Below are 16,401 nucleotides of genomic sequence, written 5' to 3' on the forward strand. Positions count from 1 at the left end.
ACTACGGGGACCCGGCCTTGTAGCCGACGCCGCGCACGGTCAGCACGATGCGGGGATTCTCCGGATCGCGTTCGATCTTCGACCGCAGCCGCTGGACGTGGACATTGACCAGCCGGGTGTCGGCCGCGTGCCGATAGCCCCACACCTGTTCGAGCAGGACCTCGCGGGTGAAGACCTGCCGCGGCTTACGGGCCAGGGCGAGCAGCAGGTCGAACTCCAGCGGGGTCAGGCTGATCAGCGCACCGGCGCGGCTCACCGAGTGCCCGGAGACGTCGATGGTCAGATCGCCGATCGCCAGCGACTCGACCGGTTCGTCGTCGTTGCGACGCAGCCGGGCCCGGACCCGGGCGACGAGTTCCTTCGGCTTGAACGGCTTGACGACGTAGTCGTCGGCACCGGACTCGAGGCCCAGCACGATGTCGACGGTGTCGGATTTGGCCGTGAGCATGACGATGGGTACGCCGGATTCGGTCCGGATCGCCCGGCACACGTCTATCCCGCTCATACCGGGCAGCATCAGGTCGAGCAGGACGACATCCGGACGCATCTCGTGGAAGGCGGCCAGAGCGGCACCGCCGTCGCCGACGAAGGAGGCGTCGAACCCTTCGCTGCGCAGCACGATGCCAAGCATCTCGGCGAGCGCCGGGTCGTCGTCGACCACCAGCACACGTCCCCTCATAGCCCTATCGTGGCACCTCCCGACCGCAAACCGGGACCCGCGCGGGCGCGGCGCGGTTCCCGACGGGCTTGGGGGCCGTCAACTGCCGTGCTCCCAGGAGTCCAGATATCCGGTCTGAACCTCGCTCAGCCGGTCGATCGCGAGGCCCATCGAGGTGAGCTTCCGCCGGGCGACCTCGTCGTCGACCGCCGCGGGGACGTCGTACACGCCGGGCGGCAATTCGGCATGGTGCCGGACGAGCCACGCGGTGGTCAGCGCCTGGTCGGCGAAGGACATGTCCATGACCGCCGCCGGGTGGCCCTCCGCGGCCCCGAGGTTGGCGACCCGTCCCTCGGCGAGCAGCAGGAGCCGGCGGCCGTCGGCGAGCACGTATTCGTCGGTGTGCGGACGGACCTGGCGGCGGACCCGGGCCGCGTGCTCGGCCAGCCAGCGGACGTCGATCTCGACGTCGAAGTGGCCGGCATTGACCAGGACCGCCCCGTCCTTCATCGCCTTCAGGTGCGGCTCGACGACGACGTCCCGGTTGCCGGTCACGGTGATGAACACGTCGCCGATCGGAGCCGCGGCGGCCATCGGCATGACCCGGTATCCGTTCATGGTGGCGTCGAGAGCCCGGACCGGGTCGATCTCGGTGACCACCACGGAGGCGCCGAGCCCGGTGGCCCGGCTGGCGACGCCGCGCCCGCACGATCCGTAGCCGGCGACGACGACGGTGCGGCCGGCCAGCAGCATGTTCGTGGCGCGGAAGATCGCGTCGAGCACCGATTGCCCGGTGCCGTAGGTGTTGTCGAAGAGCTGTTTGGTCCCGGTGTCGTTGACCGCGATCATCGGGATCCGCAGCGCGCCGGCGCGCGCCATCGCCCGCAACCGCAGCAGCCCGGTGGTGGTCTGCTCGCAGCCCGCCCGGACCCGGTCGAGCAGATCGGTCCGCTCGGCGTGCAGGGTGCTGACCAGGTCGCAGGCGTCGTCGAGCACGAGGTCGGGCTCCCGGTCGAGTACAGCGCCGATGTGCCGGTAGTACTCGGGCAGGTCGACGCCGGCCCGCGCGAATACGGCGACGCCGTGATCGGCGACCAGTGCGGCGGCCGTGTCGTCCTGCGTCGACAGCGGGTTGGACGCCGCCAGGGCGACCTGTGCACCGCCCGCGACCAGGGTGCGCATCAGGTTGGCGGTCTCGGCCGTGACGTGCATGCACGCCGCGACGGTCAGCCCGGACAACGGGCGCTCGGCCGCGAACCGCTCCCGGATCCCGCGCAGCACCGGCATGTCCCGGTCGGCCCAGTCGATCCGGCCCCGCCCGGCCGCGGCCAGGCCGAGGTCGGTGACGTCGTACGGCGGTGCCACCTTCATCGCCGGGCCGCGAGCGGGAGTCGGCCGGTCAGTAGCGGTAGTGGTCCGGCTTGTACGGGCCATCCACGGGTACGCCGATGTAGTCGGCCTGTCCCTTGGACAGCGTCGTGAGCTTCACGCCGAGCGCGTCGAGGTGCAGCCGGGCGACCTTCTCGTCGAGGTGCTTGGGCAGCACGTAGACCCGCTTCTCGTAGTCACCGGGCTTGGTGAACAGCTCGATCTGCGCGATGGTCTGGTTGGTGAACGAGTTGCTCATCACGAAGCTCGGGTGCCCGGTGGCGTTGCCGAGGTTGAGCAGCCGTCCCTCGCTCAGCACGATCACCGCGTGCCCGTCGGGGAAGATCCACTTGTCGACCTGGGGCTTGATGGTGACCCGCTCGATGCCCGCGATCTTCGCGACGCCGGCCATGTCGATCTCGTTGTCGAAGTGGCCGATGTTGCCGACGATCGCCTGGTGCTTCATCCGCGACATCGCGTCCGCGGTGATGATGTCGCGGTTACCGGTGGCCGTGACGAAGATGTCGGCGCTCTCGACGACGTCGTCGAGGGTGGCGACCTGGAATCCGTCCATCGCCGCCTGCAGCGCGCAGATCGGGTCGATCTCGGTGACGATCACCCGGGCGCCCTGGCCGCGCAGCGATTCGGCGCAGCCCTTGCCGACGTCGCCGTAGCCGAAGATGACCGCGACCTTGCCGCCGATCAGCACGTCGGTGGCCCGGTTGATGCCGTCGATGAGCGAGTGCCGGCAGCCGTACTTGTTGTCGAACTTGCTCTTGGTCACCGAGTCGTTGACGTTGATGGCCGGGAAGAGCAGCTCGCCGGCCTGCTGCATCTGATAGAGCCGGTGTACGCCGGTGGTCGTCTCCTCGGTGACGCCGCGGATCTCGGCGGCGGCCCGGGTCCAGCGACCGGGGTCGGCCGCGAGCGACCGGCCCAGCGTGGCGAGGACGACGGCCTGCTCCTCGGACTCGGCCGACTCCGGGGCCGGCACCACACCGGCCCGCTCGAACTCGACGCCCTGGTGCACCAGCAGCGTCGCGTCGCCCCCGTCGTCGAGGATCATGTTCGGGCCGGCGGCCTCGGGCCAGGTCAGGGCCCGCTCGGTGCACCACCAGTACTCCTCGAGCGACTCGCCCTTCCAGGCGAAGACGGGGACGCCACGCAGGTCGTCGGGGGTGCCGTCCGGCCCCACCGCGACCGCCGCGGCGGCGTGGTCCTGGGTGGAGAAGATGTTGCAGCTGCACCAGCGCACTTCGGCGCCGAGGGCGACGAGCGTCTCGATGAGCACCGCGGTCTGCACCGTCATGTGCAGCGAGCCGGTGATGCGGGCGCCGGCCAGTGGCTGCGCGGCGGCGAACTCCCGCCGTACGGCCATCAGACCGGGCATCTCGTGCTCGGCGAGCTCGATCTCCCGGCGGCCGTACGCCGCGAGGGAGAGGTCGGCGACCTTCACGTCGTCGGCCTGCAGACGGCGCGGCTTTGCCCCGGTGGATGTGCCCGTGGATGTTCCCGTGGATGTTGTGGTGGTCATGCGGACTCCCTGACAGGTGTGATGAGGGGCGCGGCGGGGCGGTCGGCCGGTGCCGGGCCGTCGGCGCGGATCTCGGCGATCAACCGTTGGTGCTTGTCCTGCTCGAAGCGCAGCCAGTCCGGCGGCGAGACGTCGTCGGGCCGCTCGGGAGTGGCCGACAGCCATCCGTCCACGGCGTCGTGCAGTTCGGCGTCGGCGCGCAGCCTGCGGGCGAACCCGACGTCGCCGAGGCCGAGGTCGTGATCGGCGAGCAGCTCGCGCAGCGTACGAAGCCGCTGCAGCTGGGCCGGGCCGTACAGGCGGTAGCCGGCCGCCGACCGGGACGCCTCGACCAGCCCGATGGCCTCGATGTAGCGCAGCATGCGCGCCGACCACCCGGTCGTCTCCGCCGCTTCGTGGATCGTGAGGGTATCCATCGCCCCGGACGTTACCACGGTCGTGTCAACGTTCTAAGAAACCCTGCTACGGGGTCCCCGGCGCCGCGAGGTTGGTGGTGACCCGGTACGCCGTGCCCGAGCCGGTGACCGTCACCGGTCCCCCGCCGGCCGGGAGGTAGGCCGATCGGCCCGGAGCCAACCCGACGGACTCGGCGTCCTGCTCGACCCGCACGGTTCCGGACAGCGCCACGAAGATCTGCGGTCCGGCCGCGTCGACGGTCACCGCGTCGTCGGCCACGGTGATCCGGGACAGCCGGAACTCCTTGGCCGGGACGTCGTAGACGTGCTCGCCGTTGGGCAGCGCGCGACCGGACTGCACCGGCGGCAGGCCCGGGACCGGATCGAGCACCCGCAGCAATTCCGGGACGTCGACGTGCTTGCCGGTCAGCCCGCCGCGCAGCACGTTGTCGGAGTTGACCAGCACCTCGACACCGAACCCGTCGAGGTAGGCGTGCAGGTTTCCGGCGGGCAGGAACACCGCCTGCCCGGGCGCCAGCCGGACCAGGTTCATCAGCAACGCGACGACGACGCCGGCGTCGTCGGGATAGGCGGCGGCCAGGTCGGCGACGCGCGCCTTCTCCGGCGCGAACTCGCCGCCGCCCACCCCGCAGGCGGCACCCACGGCGGCGACGAGGGGCCCGCGCTCGGGCGGATCGAGAGCCAGCAACCCACCGACGACCTGCCGCAGCCCGGCCTCGTCGGGGCGCTCGGCGAGGACGGCGTCGTAAGCCGCGAGTTCGGGCACCGCGAGCTCGGCGAGCAGCCGGCGGGTCTCGGCGACGTCGCGGAAGCCGATCAGGCCGGTGAACGGGGTGACGGCGCAGATCAGCTCCGGCTTGTGCTGCGGATCGGGGTAGTTGCGGCGCGGGTCGTCGGGCGGGATCCCGGCGGCCTCCTCCGCGGCGTACCCGGCCCGGGCCAGCTCCGTGGTCGGGTGCGCCTGCAGGGAGAGCGGCGCCTCCGCGGCCAACAGCTTGGCCAGGAACGGCAGCGTCGTACCGAGCTCGGCGACGGTGTGCTCGCCCAGCTCGCCGACCGGGTCGGCGGCGATGCGCTTGTCCAGCGGCTCGCCGTTCGGCAGTCGCGACGGCCCGGTGGAGTGGGCGCCCATCCACAGCTCCGCCCGCGGCTCCGGCGCCGGACTGGGCTCGCCCAGCAGCTCCGGGAGCACGGTGCGCGAACCCCACGCGTACGGGCGCACCGGGTTGGTGAGCGGGAAGATCATTGTGGGCTTCCTTGCGGGGTCTCGGGCTGGGATCCGGATGTGGTTCCGGGTTGGGGTCCGCGGTCGAGGTCGGGTTCGAGGTAGATGACCCGCGCCAGCGGCTCCACCTCGCGGACCCGGCGTTCGGCACTGTCGATGGCGGCTGCGACCTTGTCCAGGCTGATCGTGCGGGGCACCGCGATCTTCGCCGCGACCAGCAACTCCTCGGGTCCGAGGTGCAGGGTGCGCAGGTGGATCACCCGGTCAACGCTCTGCCCGACCAGCGCCGCCCGGATCCGCGCCACCGCGTCCGGCGAGGCGGCCTCGCCGATGAGCAGGCTCTTGGTCTCGATGATCAGCACGATCGCGATGGCGCCGAGCAGTACGCCGATGGCCAGTGACCCGGCGGCGTCCCACCGCGGTTCGTCGGTCAGGGTGGCCAGACCGACGCCGAGGAGGGCGAACACCAGGCCGATCAGCGCGCCGAAGTCCTCGAGCAGGACCACCGGGAGCTCGGGTGCCTTGGCCCGCCGGATGTAGCCGGCCCAGGAGCTGCGGCCGCGCACCTTGCCCGCCTCGTGCACCGCCGTACGGAAGGAGAACCCCTCCAGGACGGCGGCCACGACCAGGATCAGCACCGCGACCAGCGGCGACTCGAGCTGCTTGGGGTGCTGGAGTTTGTGCATCCCTTCGTACAGCGCGAACACCGAACCGAGCGAGAAGATCACGAGCGCGACCACGAAGGCGTAGAAGTACCGGTCGCGGCCGTAGCCGAACGGGTGTTCCTCGGTGGCCGCCCGGGTGGCGGTGCGGCCCCCGACGAGCAGCAGGATCTGGTTGCACGAGTCGGCCACGGAGTGCACCGACTCGGCGAGCATCGACGTCGAGCCGGTGATGAAGAAGCCCACGAACTTCGCCACCGCGATGCCGATGTTGGCGCCGAGGGCGGCGATCACCGCCCGGGTGCCGCCGGACGTGCTCATCGCGGCGGTGCGGTCTCGGCCGTCACGGGGCCGACCCGGGCGGACCGTCCTCGACCGGACCCCACGGGTCGATCCCGTAGAGCATCGCGAGGTAGCTGGCGGCGAAATCGAGTACGCCGATCAGCTGGGCCAGCCGAAGCAACGGTGGCGCCTCCTCGGCGGCCCATTCCGTCACCGGCAGGCCCCGCCGTTCGATCAGGTCGTCCACCTGCGAGAGGCGGCGGACCGCGTCGATCTCCGGGTCGGCGTCGCGCACCATGACCAGGCGGGCCCGCACCGGCTCCGGCTCGTCGACCCGGTCCCGGAACAGGTCGTCCTCGACCGGGGCAGGAGTGAGCCCGCCGGCGCCGAACGGCCCGTCGAGCGGCCCGAGCCCGCCGAGCCACAGATCGTCGAAGCTTCCGGTCACGGCCGGATAGCGCGCGGAGGCGCCAAGCATGTCGGTGAAGCGGCGGGCCGCGACGTCCGCGAGCGGGGAGGACCCCCAGACCACCGGCAGCGATCCGGCGAGCTGAATGGCCAACTGCTTGGCCGGGTTGACGAACGACTCGCTGGTCGGCCGGCAGCGCACCGCGTCGTCGTCGAGCCGCTGGGCCACGGCCTCGAGGAGGTCACCGGGCACGTCCAGCAGCCCGACCGGGGCGGCCAGGCAGACCAGCCCGGTGAGCAGGGACCACAGCCGGCCGCGGGCCGGTCCGTGATCGGGCACCGTCACCAGGCTGCCGCGGGCCCGGGAAACGACCGCCGCCAGCGGGGTGTCGGCCGGACCGACCCCGGCCACTTCGCAGCCCCGCGACCCGGCCGCCTGCAGTACCGACAGGGTGGCGGCGTTGGCGCCGGACGCGCTCAGCCCGACGACGAGGTCGGCGGCCCCGACCCAGCGCGGCAGGTCGGGCCCGGCGTGGGCCACGATCGGGGCGGTGACCTCCGGTCCGGTGAGCGTCGACAGCGCCCGGGCGGCCAGCCGGCAGACGCCGCTCCCCACGACGAGCACGCTGCGCGGGGCGCCCTGACCGGCCAGCGAGGCCACGCCGCCCTCCTCGGCGGCCGCGACCGTACGCCGGACCTGCGGGCCGGCGGTGGCGTTCTCCCGCAGCATGCCGGACGGATCGGCGGAGGCCTGTCGGTCGGGGTCGTCGAGGACCGTCTCGTCGACCGGCCCGGGCCCGGATCCGACGCTCATCGAGGGACGGTCAGGACGAGCCGGCGTCATCCGGCGCCGGCCGGCCCGGGCGGGTCGCCTCGTCGACGAGCAGCACCGGGATGTCGTCACGGACGGGGTAGGCCAGTCCGCAGCCTGTGCAGACGAGCTGCGAGGCCGCGTCGTCGACGCGGAGCTCGGCGTGGCACGCCGGGCAGGCGAGGATCTCCAGCAGGGCAGGATCGAGGTTCACCGGGGCTCCCGAGGGTTGGCAGGTCAGGACCGGACGATACCGAGCACCTCGTCGCGCAGTTCGGCCATCCGCGCATCGTCGGGCGCCTCCACGTTCAGCCGGAGCAGCGGCTCGGTGTTGGACGGGCGCAGGTTGAACCACGCGCCGTCGGACAGGTCGACGGTCAGCCCGTCGAGCTCGTCGATCGTCGCGTCGGGGCGGTCGGCGAAGGCGGCCTTCACGGCGGCGGCCCGGGCGGCCTGGTCGTCGACCGTGGAGTTGATCTCGCCGGAGGCGACGTAACGGCTGAACTCGTCGACCAGCTCCGACAGCGGCCGGTCCTGACCGCCGAGCGCGGCGAGCACGTGCAGCGCCGCCAGCATCCCGGAGTCGGCCCGCCAGAAGTCGCGGAAGTAGAAGTGCCCGGAATGCTCGCCGCCGAAGATCGCCCCGGTCTCGGCCATCGTGCCCTTGATGAACGAGTGCCCGACCCGGCTGCGGACCGGGGTGCCGCCGTGCTCCCGGACGATCTCCGGGACGGCGTGGGAGGTGATCAGGTTGTGGATGATGCTGGCGCCCGGCTCCCGGGCCAGCTCCCGGGTGGCGACGAGGGCGGTGATCACCGACGGCGAGACCGCCTCGCCGCGCTCGTCGATGACGAAGCAGCGGTCGGCGTCGCCGTCGAAGGCCAGCCCCGCGTCCGCGCCGATCTCGCGGACCTTGGCCTGCAGGTCGCGCAGGTTTTCCGGCTCGATCGGGTTGGCCTCGTGGTTCGGGAACGATCCGTCCAGCTCGAAGTACATCGGGGTGAGGTCGATCGGCAGGCCCTCGAAGACCACCGGCACCGTGTGACCGGCCATGCCGTTGCCCGCGTCGGCGACCACCGACAACCGCCGGATCCCGGAGAGGTCGACCAGCGATTTCAGGTACGCCGCGTAGTCGCTGAGCAGGTCGCGCTGCGACACCGAGCCGGGCGGACCGTCGTGGGCCGGGACACCGGCCTCGACCAGCTCCCGGATCTCGGTGAGTCCGCTCTCCTGCCCGACCGGTGCGGCGCCGGCCCGGCACAGCTTGATGCCGTTGTAGCGCGCGGGATTGTGGCTCGCGGTGAACATCGCGCCGGGCATGTCGAGCGATCCGGCGCCGAAGTAGAGCATGTCGGTGGAGGCCAGTCCGGCCTCGATCACGTCGGCGCCCTGCTCGGTGGCTCCGCGCGCGAACGCCGCGGACAACGGTCCGGACGACGGGCGCATGTCGTGCGCGGTGACGATGGACCGGGCGCCCATGACCCGGACGAACGCCGCCCCCACGTCGTGGGCGACCTCCTCGTCCAGTTGATCAGGGACGACACCGCGGATGTCGTAGGCCTTTACGATCGCCGAAAGATCGCGCATCGTCGTGGTCCCTTCCCCGGCCGCCTGGTGCGAGCCACGAGCGTACTCAGCGGGAGGTGGGCACGACCCGCAGGTGGCCACGGCGGCCGGTGCCGGGGTCGGCGGGTCGATCGCCGTCGGCCTGCCGTTCGGGGCGGGCCGCTTCGCGGACGGCGTCGGCGAGCGCCTCGAGGTCGTCACCGGTGGGGCCGCCGACGTCGTACTGACCCTCGTGGCGCACCAGTTCCCAGCCGCGTGGCGCGGTGAGCCGCAGCGCGTGGGCCTCGCACAGGTCGTAGCTGTGCGGTTCGGCGTAGCCGGCCAGTGGCCCGACCACCGCCGTGGAGTCGGCGTAGACGTAGGTCAGCGTCGCCGCTGCTTTGTTGCCGCATCCCGTCCGGGAGCACCGCCGAACATGACCCACGGTCGGCGACGATAGACCCCGCCGCCCGCCGGACGGGGCAGGCGCGACGGACATCGCGTCGTGTCGCCGTATCCTGGCCGCATGTCCGGCACTCCCGGCCGCCCACCGCGGCGCTCGCCGCACCGGGACCGGCGCGGTCGGGGGTTGCGCGGCACCCTGGTCCCGGCCTCGGTTCCGCTCTCGCGCACCCGGGCCCAGGAGTTCGACGACATGGTGCTCGACGCCGTCGACGGGCTCGACCGGCTCCGCCCGCACGAGTTGGACGGCGTCGAGTTCGCCGTGGAGGACGTGCCCCACGTCGCGAGCACCTCGGCCGAGGCGGTCGTCTACGACAGCGATGTCGTCGACGACGGTGCCATCCCGCTGGCCCGGCTGCGCCCGGCCGGGGTCGACCGGGACGGCCGCCCGATACCGCCGCGGATCATCGTCTACCGGCGGCCGCTCGAGGCCCGGGCCGCGGACCCGCTCGACCTCGACGACCTGGTGCACGACGTCGTGGTCGAGCAGGTCGCGAACCTGCTCGGACTCGACCCGGAGGAACTCGATCCGCCCGACTGAGCGTCCCTCTGGCCGCCCGGGCGCTAGCCGGCGCGCCGCTTGAGCCGGCGGCGCTCCCGCTCGGAGAGGCCGCCCCAGATGCCGAACCGCTCGTCGTGCGCGAGCGCGTATTCCAGACATTCGCTGCGGACGTCACAGCCGGTGCAGATCTTCTTCGCCTCGCGAGTGGAGCCACCCTTCTCCGGGAAGAATGCCTCCGGGTCGGTCTGGGCACACAGCGCCCGCTCCTGCCAGTCCTCGTCAGTTCCGTCTTCACCGAGCACCGCACTCATCGCTCCGGCGAACTCCCCCTGCATGGGCTCACTCATCGTGATGCCCTCCCCTAGCTGGCTCGAACTCCCCGAGGCGGGGCCGGACGGCCCCTCGATGCCGTACCCCCATCGGCACGAATGACATCCCTGTGATTACACCCGTGTCGTTGCGTGTACGTCAAGCCAACCTCTGGTATTGGACGGCCGGTCTGCTGGCGCTCGGCGTCCGCTCCGGGGTCGTGGAGGACGCCCGCGCGGACTCTCCGGTGCCGACGCCCGCGCGGACCGGCGGATCTGCCACCATGACGGAGTGCATGTCGTGGCGCTCGTCGGGGGTATCGGTGGAGCCCGCTTTCTCACCGGGCTGAAGGCACTGCTCGGCGCCGACCCGGGAGCCGGGCACCGGCTCAGCGCCATCTGCAACACCGGCGACGACCTGACCCTGCACGGGCTGCGGATCTGCCCGGACCTCGACACCGTGATGTACACCCTCGGCGGGGGCATCGACCCGGACCGGGGCTGGGGTCGCCGGGACGAGACATGGCGGGTGAGCGAGGAGCTCGCGGCGTACGACGTCGGTCCGGGCTGGTTCGGGCTCGGCGACCGCGACCTCGCCACCCACCTGGTCCGCACCCGGATGCTGGACGCGGGCTATCCCCTGTCGGCGGTCACCGACGCCCTGTGTGCCCGGTGGCAGCCCGGCGTACGGCTGCTGCCGATGAGCGACGAGCGGGTCGAGACCCACGTCGTGGTCGACCTCGCCGAGGACGCGGAGCTGACGCCGACCGGCACCGGCCGGCGGGCCATCCACTTCCAGGAATGGTGGCTGCGCCACCACGCCGAGTTGCCCGCGCACGCCTTCGTGCAGGTCGGAGTCGACTCGGCGAAGCCGGCTCCCGGCGTACTCGACACGCTCGCCGACGCCGACCTCATCGTGCTCGCGCCCAGCAACCCGGTGGTCAGCGTCGGCACGATCCTCGGCGTACCCGGGATGCGCGAGGCTATCCGGTCCGCGCGGGCACCGGTCGTGGGACTCTCGCCGATCGTGGGCGGCGCCCCGGTGCGCGGGATGGCCGACGCGTGCCTGTCCGCGATCGGCGTCCCCACCTCGGCCGAGGCCGTCGGCCGGCACTACGGCGCGCGCATCACTGGCGGCCTGCTCGACGGCTGGCTGGTCGACAGCACCGACGCCGGCAGCACCGTCCCCGGGGTGACCGTGCGCGACATCCCGCTGCTCATGACCGATCTCGACGCGACCACCGCGATGGCCCGGGCCACTCTCGATCTGGTCGCATGAGCGAGACCGCCGCGGCCGCCGACCGGATCGAGATCCGGCCGATCACCGGCATTCCGGAGCTGCGGCCGGGTGGCGACCTCGCCGCGCTGATCGCCCAGGCGGCGCCCTGGATCATCGACGGTGACGTCGTCGTGGTGACCTCGAAGGCCGTGTCGAAGGTCGAGGGCCGCCTGGTCTGGACGCCGTCGGACCCGGAGGGGCGCGAAGCCCAGCGACAACGTGTCGTCGACGCGGAGTCGGTGCGGGTCGTCGCGGCCCGCGGTCGCACGAAGATCGTCCAGACGCGGCACGGCTTCGTCATCGCGGCCGCCGGAGTCGATGCGTCGAACGTCCGCGGCGACGAGCTCGCCCTGCTGCCGGTCGACTCGGACGTCTCCGCCGACGCGCTGCGCAATGGACTGCGCGCGGCACTCGGCGTCGAGGTCGCCGTCGTCATCACCGATACCGCCGGTCGGGCCTGGCGGACCGGCGTGGTGGATCACGCGGTCGGCCTCGCCGGCATGGCGGCTCTCTCCGACCTGCGTGGCGTCCGCGATCCGCACGGAAACATGTTGGCGGTCACCGAGATCGCCGTCGCCGACGAGGTCGCCGCGGCGGCGGACCTGGTGAAGGGCAAGCTGGCCGGGATTCCGGCGGCGGTCGTCCGTGGGCTGACCCCGGTGGACGACTCGGCGGGTGTCCGTCCCCTGTTGCGCCCCGCCGAGGAGGACATGTTCACCCTCGGCACCGCCGAGGCGCTGGCCCAGGGCCGGCGGGAGGCGGTGCCGGCCCGGCGATCGGTACGCCGGTTCACCGCGCAGCCGGTGGATCCGGAAGCGGTCCGCCGCGCGGTCGCCGCCGCGGTCACCGCCCCGGCGCCGCATCACACCACGCCCTGGCGGTTCGTCCTCGTCGAGACCGCTGCCGCGCAGCAGCGGCTGCTCGACGCGATGGCCACACAGTGGGCGGCCGATCTTGCCGGTGACGGTTTCTCTCCCGAGCAGATCACCCGCCGGCTGCGTCGCGGCGACCTGCTCCGCGACGCACCCCTGATCGTCGTACCGTGCCTGGTCGCCGACGGTGCGCACCCCTACCCCGACGAGCGCCGGGCGGACGCCGAACGCACGATGTTCCACGTCGCCGCCGGCGCCGGCGTCGAAAACTTCCTGGTCGCGCTGGCCGCCGAGGACCTCGGCTCGTGCTGGGTGTCCTCGACACTCTTCTGCCCGGACGTCGTACGCCGCGAGCTCGACCTGCCTGCGGACTGGTCGCCGATGGGTGCGGTGGCGGTGGGACATGCGGCCGGGCCGCCGCCCGCGCGCCCGGCGCGCGACCCGGACCGGTTCGTGGTCCGGCGATGAGCACGCCCAGCGGACCGTCGGAGGCCACCGCCCGGCTGCACGCCGACGCGGTGCGGCTGTTGTCGTCCTACGCCGACCTCGACCCCGGACAGCGGTCGGTTCGCGAGGCCATGCTGGCGTTCCTCGCCGCGCGACCGGACGCCACCGAACGCTCCTGCGTGCCCGGGCATCTGACGGCGAGCGCGTTGGTCGTCGACCCGGGCCGGGAAGCCGTGCTGCTGACGCTGCACCCACGGGTGGGCAGTTGGTTGCAACTCGGCGGGCACTGCGAGGACGACGCCAGCATCGCCGCGGCCGCCCTACGGGAGGCGACCGAGGAGAGCGGCATCGACGGTCTCGCCCTCGATCCCCGCCCGATCCACCTCGCCGTACACCCGATCACCTGCTCGCTGGGTCTCCCGACGCGACACCTGGACGTGCGGTTCCTGGCCGTGGCACCCGAGGGCGCCGTCGCGACCGTCAGCCCCGAATCGCTCGACCTGGAATGGTTCAGTCGTACCGCGCTGCCGCTGCCGATCGGCGACGACATCGCCGAGCTGACCCGCCGGGGCTTCGCGCGGCTGGCTGACGAGATCTAGCGGCCGCAGGTCTCAGGCCCCTGGTGGGCCTTCGGACTCGGTCGCCGTTGTCGTGCCTGCCGTCTCCCGGCGCAGCCGCGCCTTGGCGTGCAGAGCGCCGGCGGCGAGCGCCCACAGGCCGTCACCGGCCGTCTGGACCACCCGCGACACCGCGGCGACGGCGGTGGCCGAGCCGACCGACATCACCGGCGACAGGGTCAGTACGAGCGCGGCGTCCCGGACGCCGAGCCCGGCCGGCGCGATGACGACGAGAAAGCCCGCCGACCAGGCCAACGCGTAGGCCCCGGTCGAGACGAGGAACGACTCGCCGCCGCGGATCCCGAGCGGGCCGGCCAGGGCGAGCACGGACAACCCGTAGCAGAGCCACATCACAAACAGCCAGCCCGCGGCGCGGGCCAGCCCGGCGGCGCGCAGAGGCCGTTCGAGCGGGGGCCGGCGGATCAGCCGGAACGCCTGCCGCAGGGCCGGGTTGAGCACCCGTGGATGGAGCACCGCCAGGCCGATCGGGACGACCGCCAGCGCCCACAGGTAGTGGCGGGCCGCGTCCGGACTGACGAGCGGCAGCGTCGCCGCCGCCACGATCAGTCCGGTGAGCGGGTTGAGGCCGAGGAAGAGCACCCCGGCGGTGGCCGAGCGTTGCCGCGGCACGCCCAGGTCGCGGCCGAGCTCGACCTGCGCCAGCAGCGGCCAGACGCTGCCGGGAAGGTACTTGCCCACCTGGGACAGGAAGAAGACCCGCAGCGTGGCCGGCAGCGGCAGCCGGTTGCCGAGTTCGGTGAGCAGCGCCCGGAAGCACAGCGCGCTGAAGAACAGTCCCAGCATCGCGGCCGCCAGCGACCCGACGACGGCGAGCGGACCCATTCGGGCAAGCGCGCGATGGATGGAGCCCCACTGCGAGACGAGGGCGTAGACGAGGAGGCCCACCGCGACAGCGATGAAGGCGATCCGCAGGGCGGCAGTCACCCTCGGACTCACCTTCGGCAGGCGCTTCACGGTACCTTCACGCTCGGCAGGCTAACCCAGGGAGAACGATGGCCACCGACGCGCGACCGACCACCGACGCCGCACCGGAGACGCCCGGTGTCGTCATCGGCAACCACACCAACAAGTACGTCGCGAAGAATCCGGCGATCCGCTTCCTCACCGATCGGTGGGTGGCGCGGCTCGACCGGACGCTGGCCCGGATCGGCGCCGAACCCGTGTCTCCGGCGAACCCGCTCGAGGTGGGCGCCGGTGAGGGCGTGATCTCCGAGTCGCTGCACCGGCGTTTCGGTCGCGCCACCGGCATCGACCTGCCCGATGCCGGGCTGCGCGAGCAGTGGCGCACCCGACCCGGCCCGACCTATCTGCACGCCGACGCCCAGCGGCTCCCCTTTGCCGACGACAGCTTCGACCTGATCGTCTGCGTCGAGGTCCTGGAGCATCTGCCCAACCCCGAGGCCGGCCTCCGCGAGCTGGCCAGAGTCGGTTCGGGCCATCTGCTGCTGTCGGTGCCGCGCGAACCGATCTTCCGTAGCTGCAATCTGCTGACCGGCCGCTACGTCCAGAACCTGGGCAACACCCCTGGCCATCTCAACCACTGGTCGACCCGCCAGTTCCTGCAGTTCGTGTCCAAGGTGGCGGAGGTGCGGTCGGTGAGCACGCCGTTCCCGTGGACAGTCGTCTGGGCGACGCTGCGCTAGGTCGCGCTCGAACGCACCCTCGCCACCGGCCGGGTCGGTGGACCCGCGGTGGTCGACCCTGACTCCTTCGCCGACGGTCATGGATCGTCGCCCTGCTCCGCGATCGATGTCGTAGCGACGGGATCGTCGGTGACGGCGATCCCGGCAGTCGCTTCGGTCCCATCGGCAGTGTCGGCTTCGATGGCGCCTATTGCGGGTGGTGTTGTGGTGTGGCGGCGGCCGGTGGGTGTGGTCCAGGTAAGGGTCGCGTCGTTCGCCTGCTCCACCGTCCAGCGGGTGCGGTGTTTGAGTCGGTGGTGGTGGCGGCAGAGGGCGGCGAGGTTCGTCGCGCTGGTGGGTCCGGTGGGGTAGGCGATGGTGTGGTCGAGGTCGGCGGTGGTGGCGGGTTGTCGGCAGCCTGGGAACCGGCAGGTGTGGTCGCGGGCGCGGACGTGGTCGGCGAGTGGGGCGGGTGGGGGGTAGCTGCGGCGGCCGTAGTCGAGCAGCGCGCCGGTGGTCGGGTCGGTGAGCAGGCGCCGCCAGCGGCCGTCGGCGGCGATGCGGCGGGCTTCGGCGGCGGTGATGGGTCCGTAGCCGGTGAGGTGGGCGGGGTGGTGGTCGGCGCCGAGCAGGGTGGTGGCGGCGACGGTGACCTGTATCAGGGCGGGCGCCGGCTGGCCGGGTCCGCGGGTGTGGGCGAGGCCGGCCAGCGCGTCGGCGCGGCGGGCGTCCATCGACCGGCCGTCCGCGGTTTTCTTCGCGGTGGTGGTGAGTCGGTGGTAGAGGGCGGTGGCGTCGGCGGCGCGTAGCAGCGCCCACAGTTCGGCCATGCCGTTCCCGGCGGGGGTGAGTACGACCCGGCGGTCGGCGTAGGCCTGCTCGTGGCGGTGTTGCGCGCCGGTGGGGTCGGCGGCGATCACCGCCCGCGCCAACGCCGCCCGCAGCTGGCCGAGGGTCTGGGTGGGCGCGCGGGGCAGCACCCGGTCCTGCACCCAGGTGGCCTGGGTGGGGGTGAGTGGGCGGGTGGCGTCGACGACCGACCGGGCCTTGACCGCGTCGATCGCCCCGGTCGACCAGGCGTGCAGGGTGGCGGGGAGCCGGCCCACCAGATCCAGGGCGGTGTGCAGCCGGGCCTGCGCCGCGGGGCGGGACAGCCGCAACGCCACCGCCAACTCATCCGCGGCGAACTCGCTCACCGACACCCCGTGATCATCGCGGTCCACCGGCGGGCGGCGGGCGGCGAACACCGCGATCGCGCCGGCCTGCCGCGCCTGCGCCCACGACGCCAGCCGGTCCCAGCCGTCGATCACCTCGACCAGATCGTCATCGCCCAGCCCGGCCACATCGGTCGACTCCAACCGG

18 protein-coding genes are annotated in these 16,401 nt (G+C 72.5%); 5 read left to right on the forward strand and 13 right to left on the reverse strand.

Translation table 11 applies throughout. The features are described from left to right. Nucleotide 1: 1 nt before the first annotated feature. The 10 genes from mtrA to VGH85_10480 all read right to left on the reverse strand — a co-directional run bounded on the left by mtrA (nt 2) and on the right by VGH85_10480 (nt 9,354). Nucleotides 2–679, reverse strand: coding sequence for an MtrAB system response regulator MtrA (gene mtrA / locus VGH85_10435; protein HEY2174214.1), 678 nt, complete (start codon nt 677–679; stop codon nt 2–4). Between the two features lie 78 nt (nt 680–757). Then, on the reverse strand, nt 758–2,029 hold the full coding sequence (gene ahcY, locus VGH85_10440) for an adenosylhomocysteinase (protein ID HEY2174215.1): 1,272 nt from the start codon (nt 2,027–2,029) through the stop codon (nt 758–760). 28 nt (nt 2,030–2,057) lie between these two features. Next, complete coding sequence (gene ahcY / locus VGH85_10445; GenBank protein ID HEY2174216.1) at nt 2,058–3,560, reverse strand: adenosylhomocysteinase; 1,503 nt, start codon at nt 3,558–3,560, stop codon at nt 2,058–2,060. Further along, nucleotides 3,557–3,976, reverse strand: a complete 420-nt coding sequence (locus VGH85_10450; GenBank protein HEY2174217.1) for a MerR family transcriptional regulator — start codon at nt 3,974–3,976, stop codon at nt 3,557–3,559. Before VGH85_10450 ends, ahcY (VGH85_10445) begins: the two co-directional genes overlap by 4 nt. Nucleotides 3,977–4,022: 46 nt before the next feature. Further along, on the reverse strand, nt 4,023–5,222 hold the full coding sequence (gene manA / locus VGH85_10455; GenBank protein ID HEY2174218.1) for a mannose-6-phosphate isomerase, class I: 1,200 nt from the start codon (nt 5,220–5,222) through the stop codon (nt 4,023–4,025). Next, nucleotides 5,219–6,184: a cation diffusion facilitator family transporter gene (locus VGH85_10460; protein ID HEY2174219.1), complete on the reverse strand. Its 966-nt coding sequence runs from the start codon at nt 6,182–6,184 to the stop codon at nt 5,219–5,221. Before VGH85_10460 ends, manA begins: the two co-directional genes overlap by 4 nt. A gap of 22 nt (nt 6,185–6,206) precedes the next feature. Further along, nucleotides 6,207–7,367, reverse strand: coding sequence for an SIS domain-containing protein (locus tag VGH85_10465; protein HEY2174220.1), 1,161 nt, complete (start codon nt 7,365–7,367; stop codon nt 6,207–6,209). A 10-nt stretch (nt 7,368–7,377) separates the two neighbouring features. Then, nucleotides 7,378–7,578, reverse strand: coding sequence for a Trm112 family protein (locus VGH85_10470; protein ID HEY2174221.1), 201 nt, complete (start codon nt 7,576–7,578; stop codon nt 7,378–7,380). Nucleotides 7,579–7,601: 23 nt separating this feature from the next. Next, nucleotides 7,602–8,951 (reverse strand): phosphomannomutase/phosphoglucomutase, encoded by a 1,350-nt coding sequence (locus VGH85_10475; protein ID HEY2174222.1) that lies wholly within the window; start codon nt 8,949–8,951, stop codon nt 7,602–7,604. A 46-nt stretch (nt 8,952–8,997) separates the two neighbouring features. Beyond that, a complete protein-coding gene (locus VGH85_10480) occupies nt 8,998–9,354 on the reverse strand; it encodes a DUF3499 domain-containing protein (GenBank protein HEY2174223.1) in 357 nt (118 codons plus the stop codon). A gap of 81 nt (nt 9,355–9,435) precedes the next feature. Here VGH85_10480 and VGH85_10485 point away from each other — a divergent pair, with 81 nt between their 5' ends. Next, nucleotides 9,436–9,912 carry a metallopeptidase family protein gene (locus tag VGH85_10485; protein ID HEY2174224.1) on the forward strand — a complete coding sequence of 159 codons (477 nt, stop codon included), beginning with the start codon at nt 9,436–9,438 and terminating at the stop codon, nt 9,910–9,912. Between the two features lie 23 nt (nt 9,913–9,935). On the opposite strand, the gene VGH85_10490 is transcribed toward VGH85_10485, so the two are convergent. Next, complete coding sequence (locus VGH85_10490) at nt 9,936–10,208, reverse strand: WhiB family transcriptional regulator (GenBank protein ID HEY2174225.1); 273 nt, start codon at nt 10,206–10,208, stop codon at nt 9,936–9,938. Between the two features lie 265 nt (nt 10,209–10,473). Between VGH85_10490 and cofD the strand changes: the two genes are divergently transcribed. From cofD to VGH85_10505, 3 genes are read left to right on the forward strand one after another with little or no spacing between them, the layout of a single operon-like run. Then, nucleotides 10,474–11,460, forward strand: a complete 987-nt coding sequence (gene cofD / locus VGH85_10495) for a 2-phospho-L-lactate transferase (GenBank protein HEY2174226.1) — start codon at nt 10,474–10,476, stop codon at nt 11,458–11,460. After that, a complete protein-coding gene (locus tag VGH85_10500) occupies nt 11,457–12,800 on the forward strand; it encodes a coenzyme F420-0:L-glutamate ligase (protein ID HEY2174227.1) in 1,344 nt (447 codons plus the stop codon). Before cofD ends, VGH85_10500 begins: the two co-directional genes overlap by 4 nt. Then, nucleotides 12,797–13,378, forward strand: coding sequence for an NUDIX hydrolase (locus VGH85_10505; protein ID HEY2174228.1), 582 nt, complete (start codon nt 12,797–12,799; stop codon nt 13,376–13,378). Before VGH85_10500 ends, VGH85_10505 begins: the two co-directional genes overlap by 4 nt. A 12-nt stretch (nt 13,379–13,390) precedes the next feature. Here the strand turns inward: VGH85_10505 and VGH85_10510 are convergent, their stop codons facing one another. Beyond that, the gene (locus tag VGH85_10510; GenBank protein ID HEY2174229.1) at nt 13,391–14,341 is read right to left on the reverse strand and encodes a lysylphosphatidylglycerol synthase domain-containing protein; all 951 of its coding nucleotides are present in this window, start codon (nt 14,339–14,341) and stop codon (nt 13,391–13,393) included. Nucleotides 14,342–14,409: 68 nt separating this feature from the next. Between VGH85_10510 and VGH85_10515 the strand changes: the two genes are divergently transcribed. Beyond that, entirely contained in the window at nt 14,410–15,060 is a 651-nt protein-coding gene (locus tag VGH85_10515) for a class I SAM-dependent methyltransferase (protein HEY2174230.1), read from the forward strand. A gap of 77 nt (nt 15,061–15,137) precedes the next feature. Here the strand turns inward: VGH85_10515 and VGH85_10520 are convergent. Continuing rightward, nucleotides 15,138–16,401, reverse strand: a 1,264-nt coding sequence (locus VGH85_10520) for a DUF222 domain-containing protein (GenBank protein HEY2174231.1), incomplete at its 5' end; no start/stop codon positions are given.

This window comes from Mycobacteriales bacterium (assembly GCA_036497565.1).
Taxonomy (GTDB): domain Bacteria; phylum Actinomycetota; class Actinomycetes; order Mycobacteriales; family QHCD01; genus DASXJE01.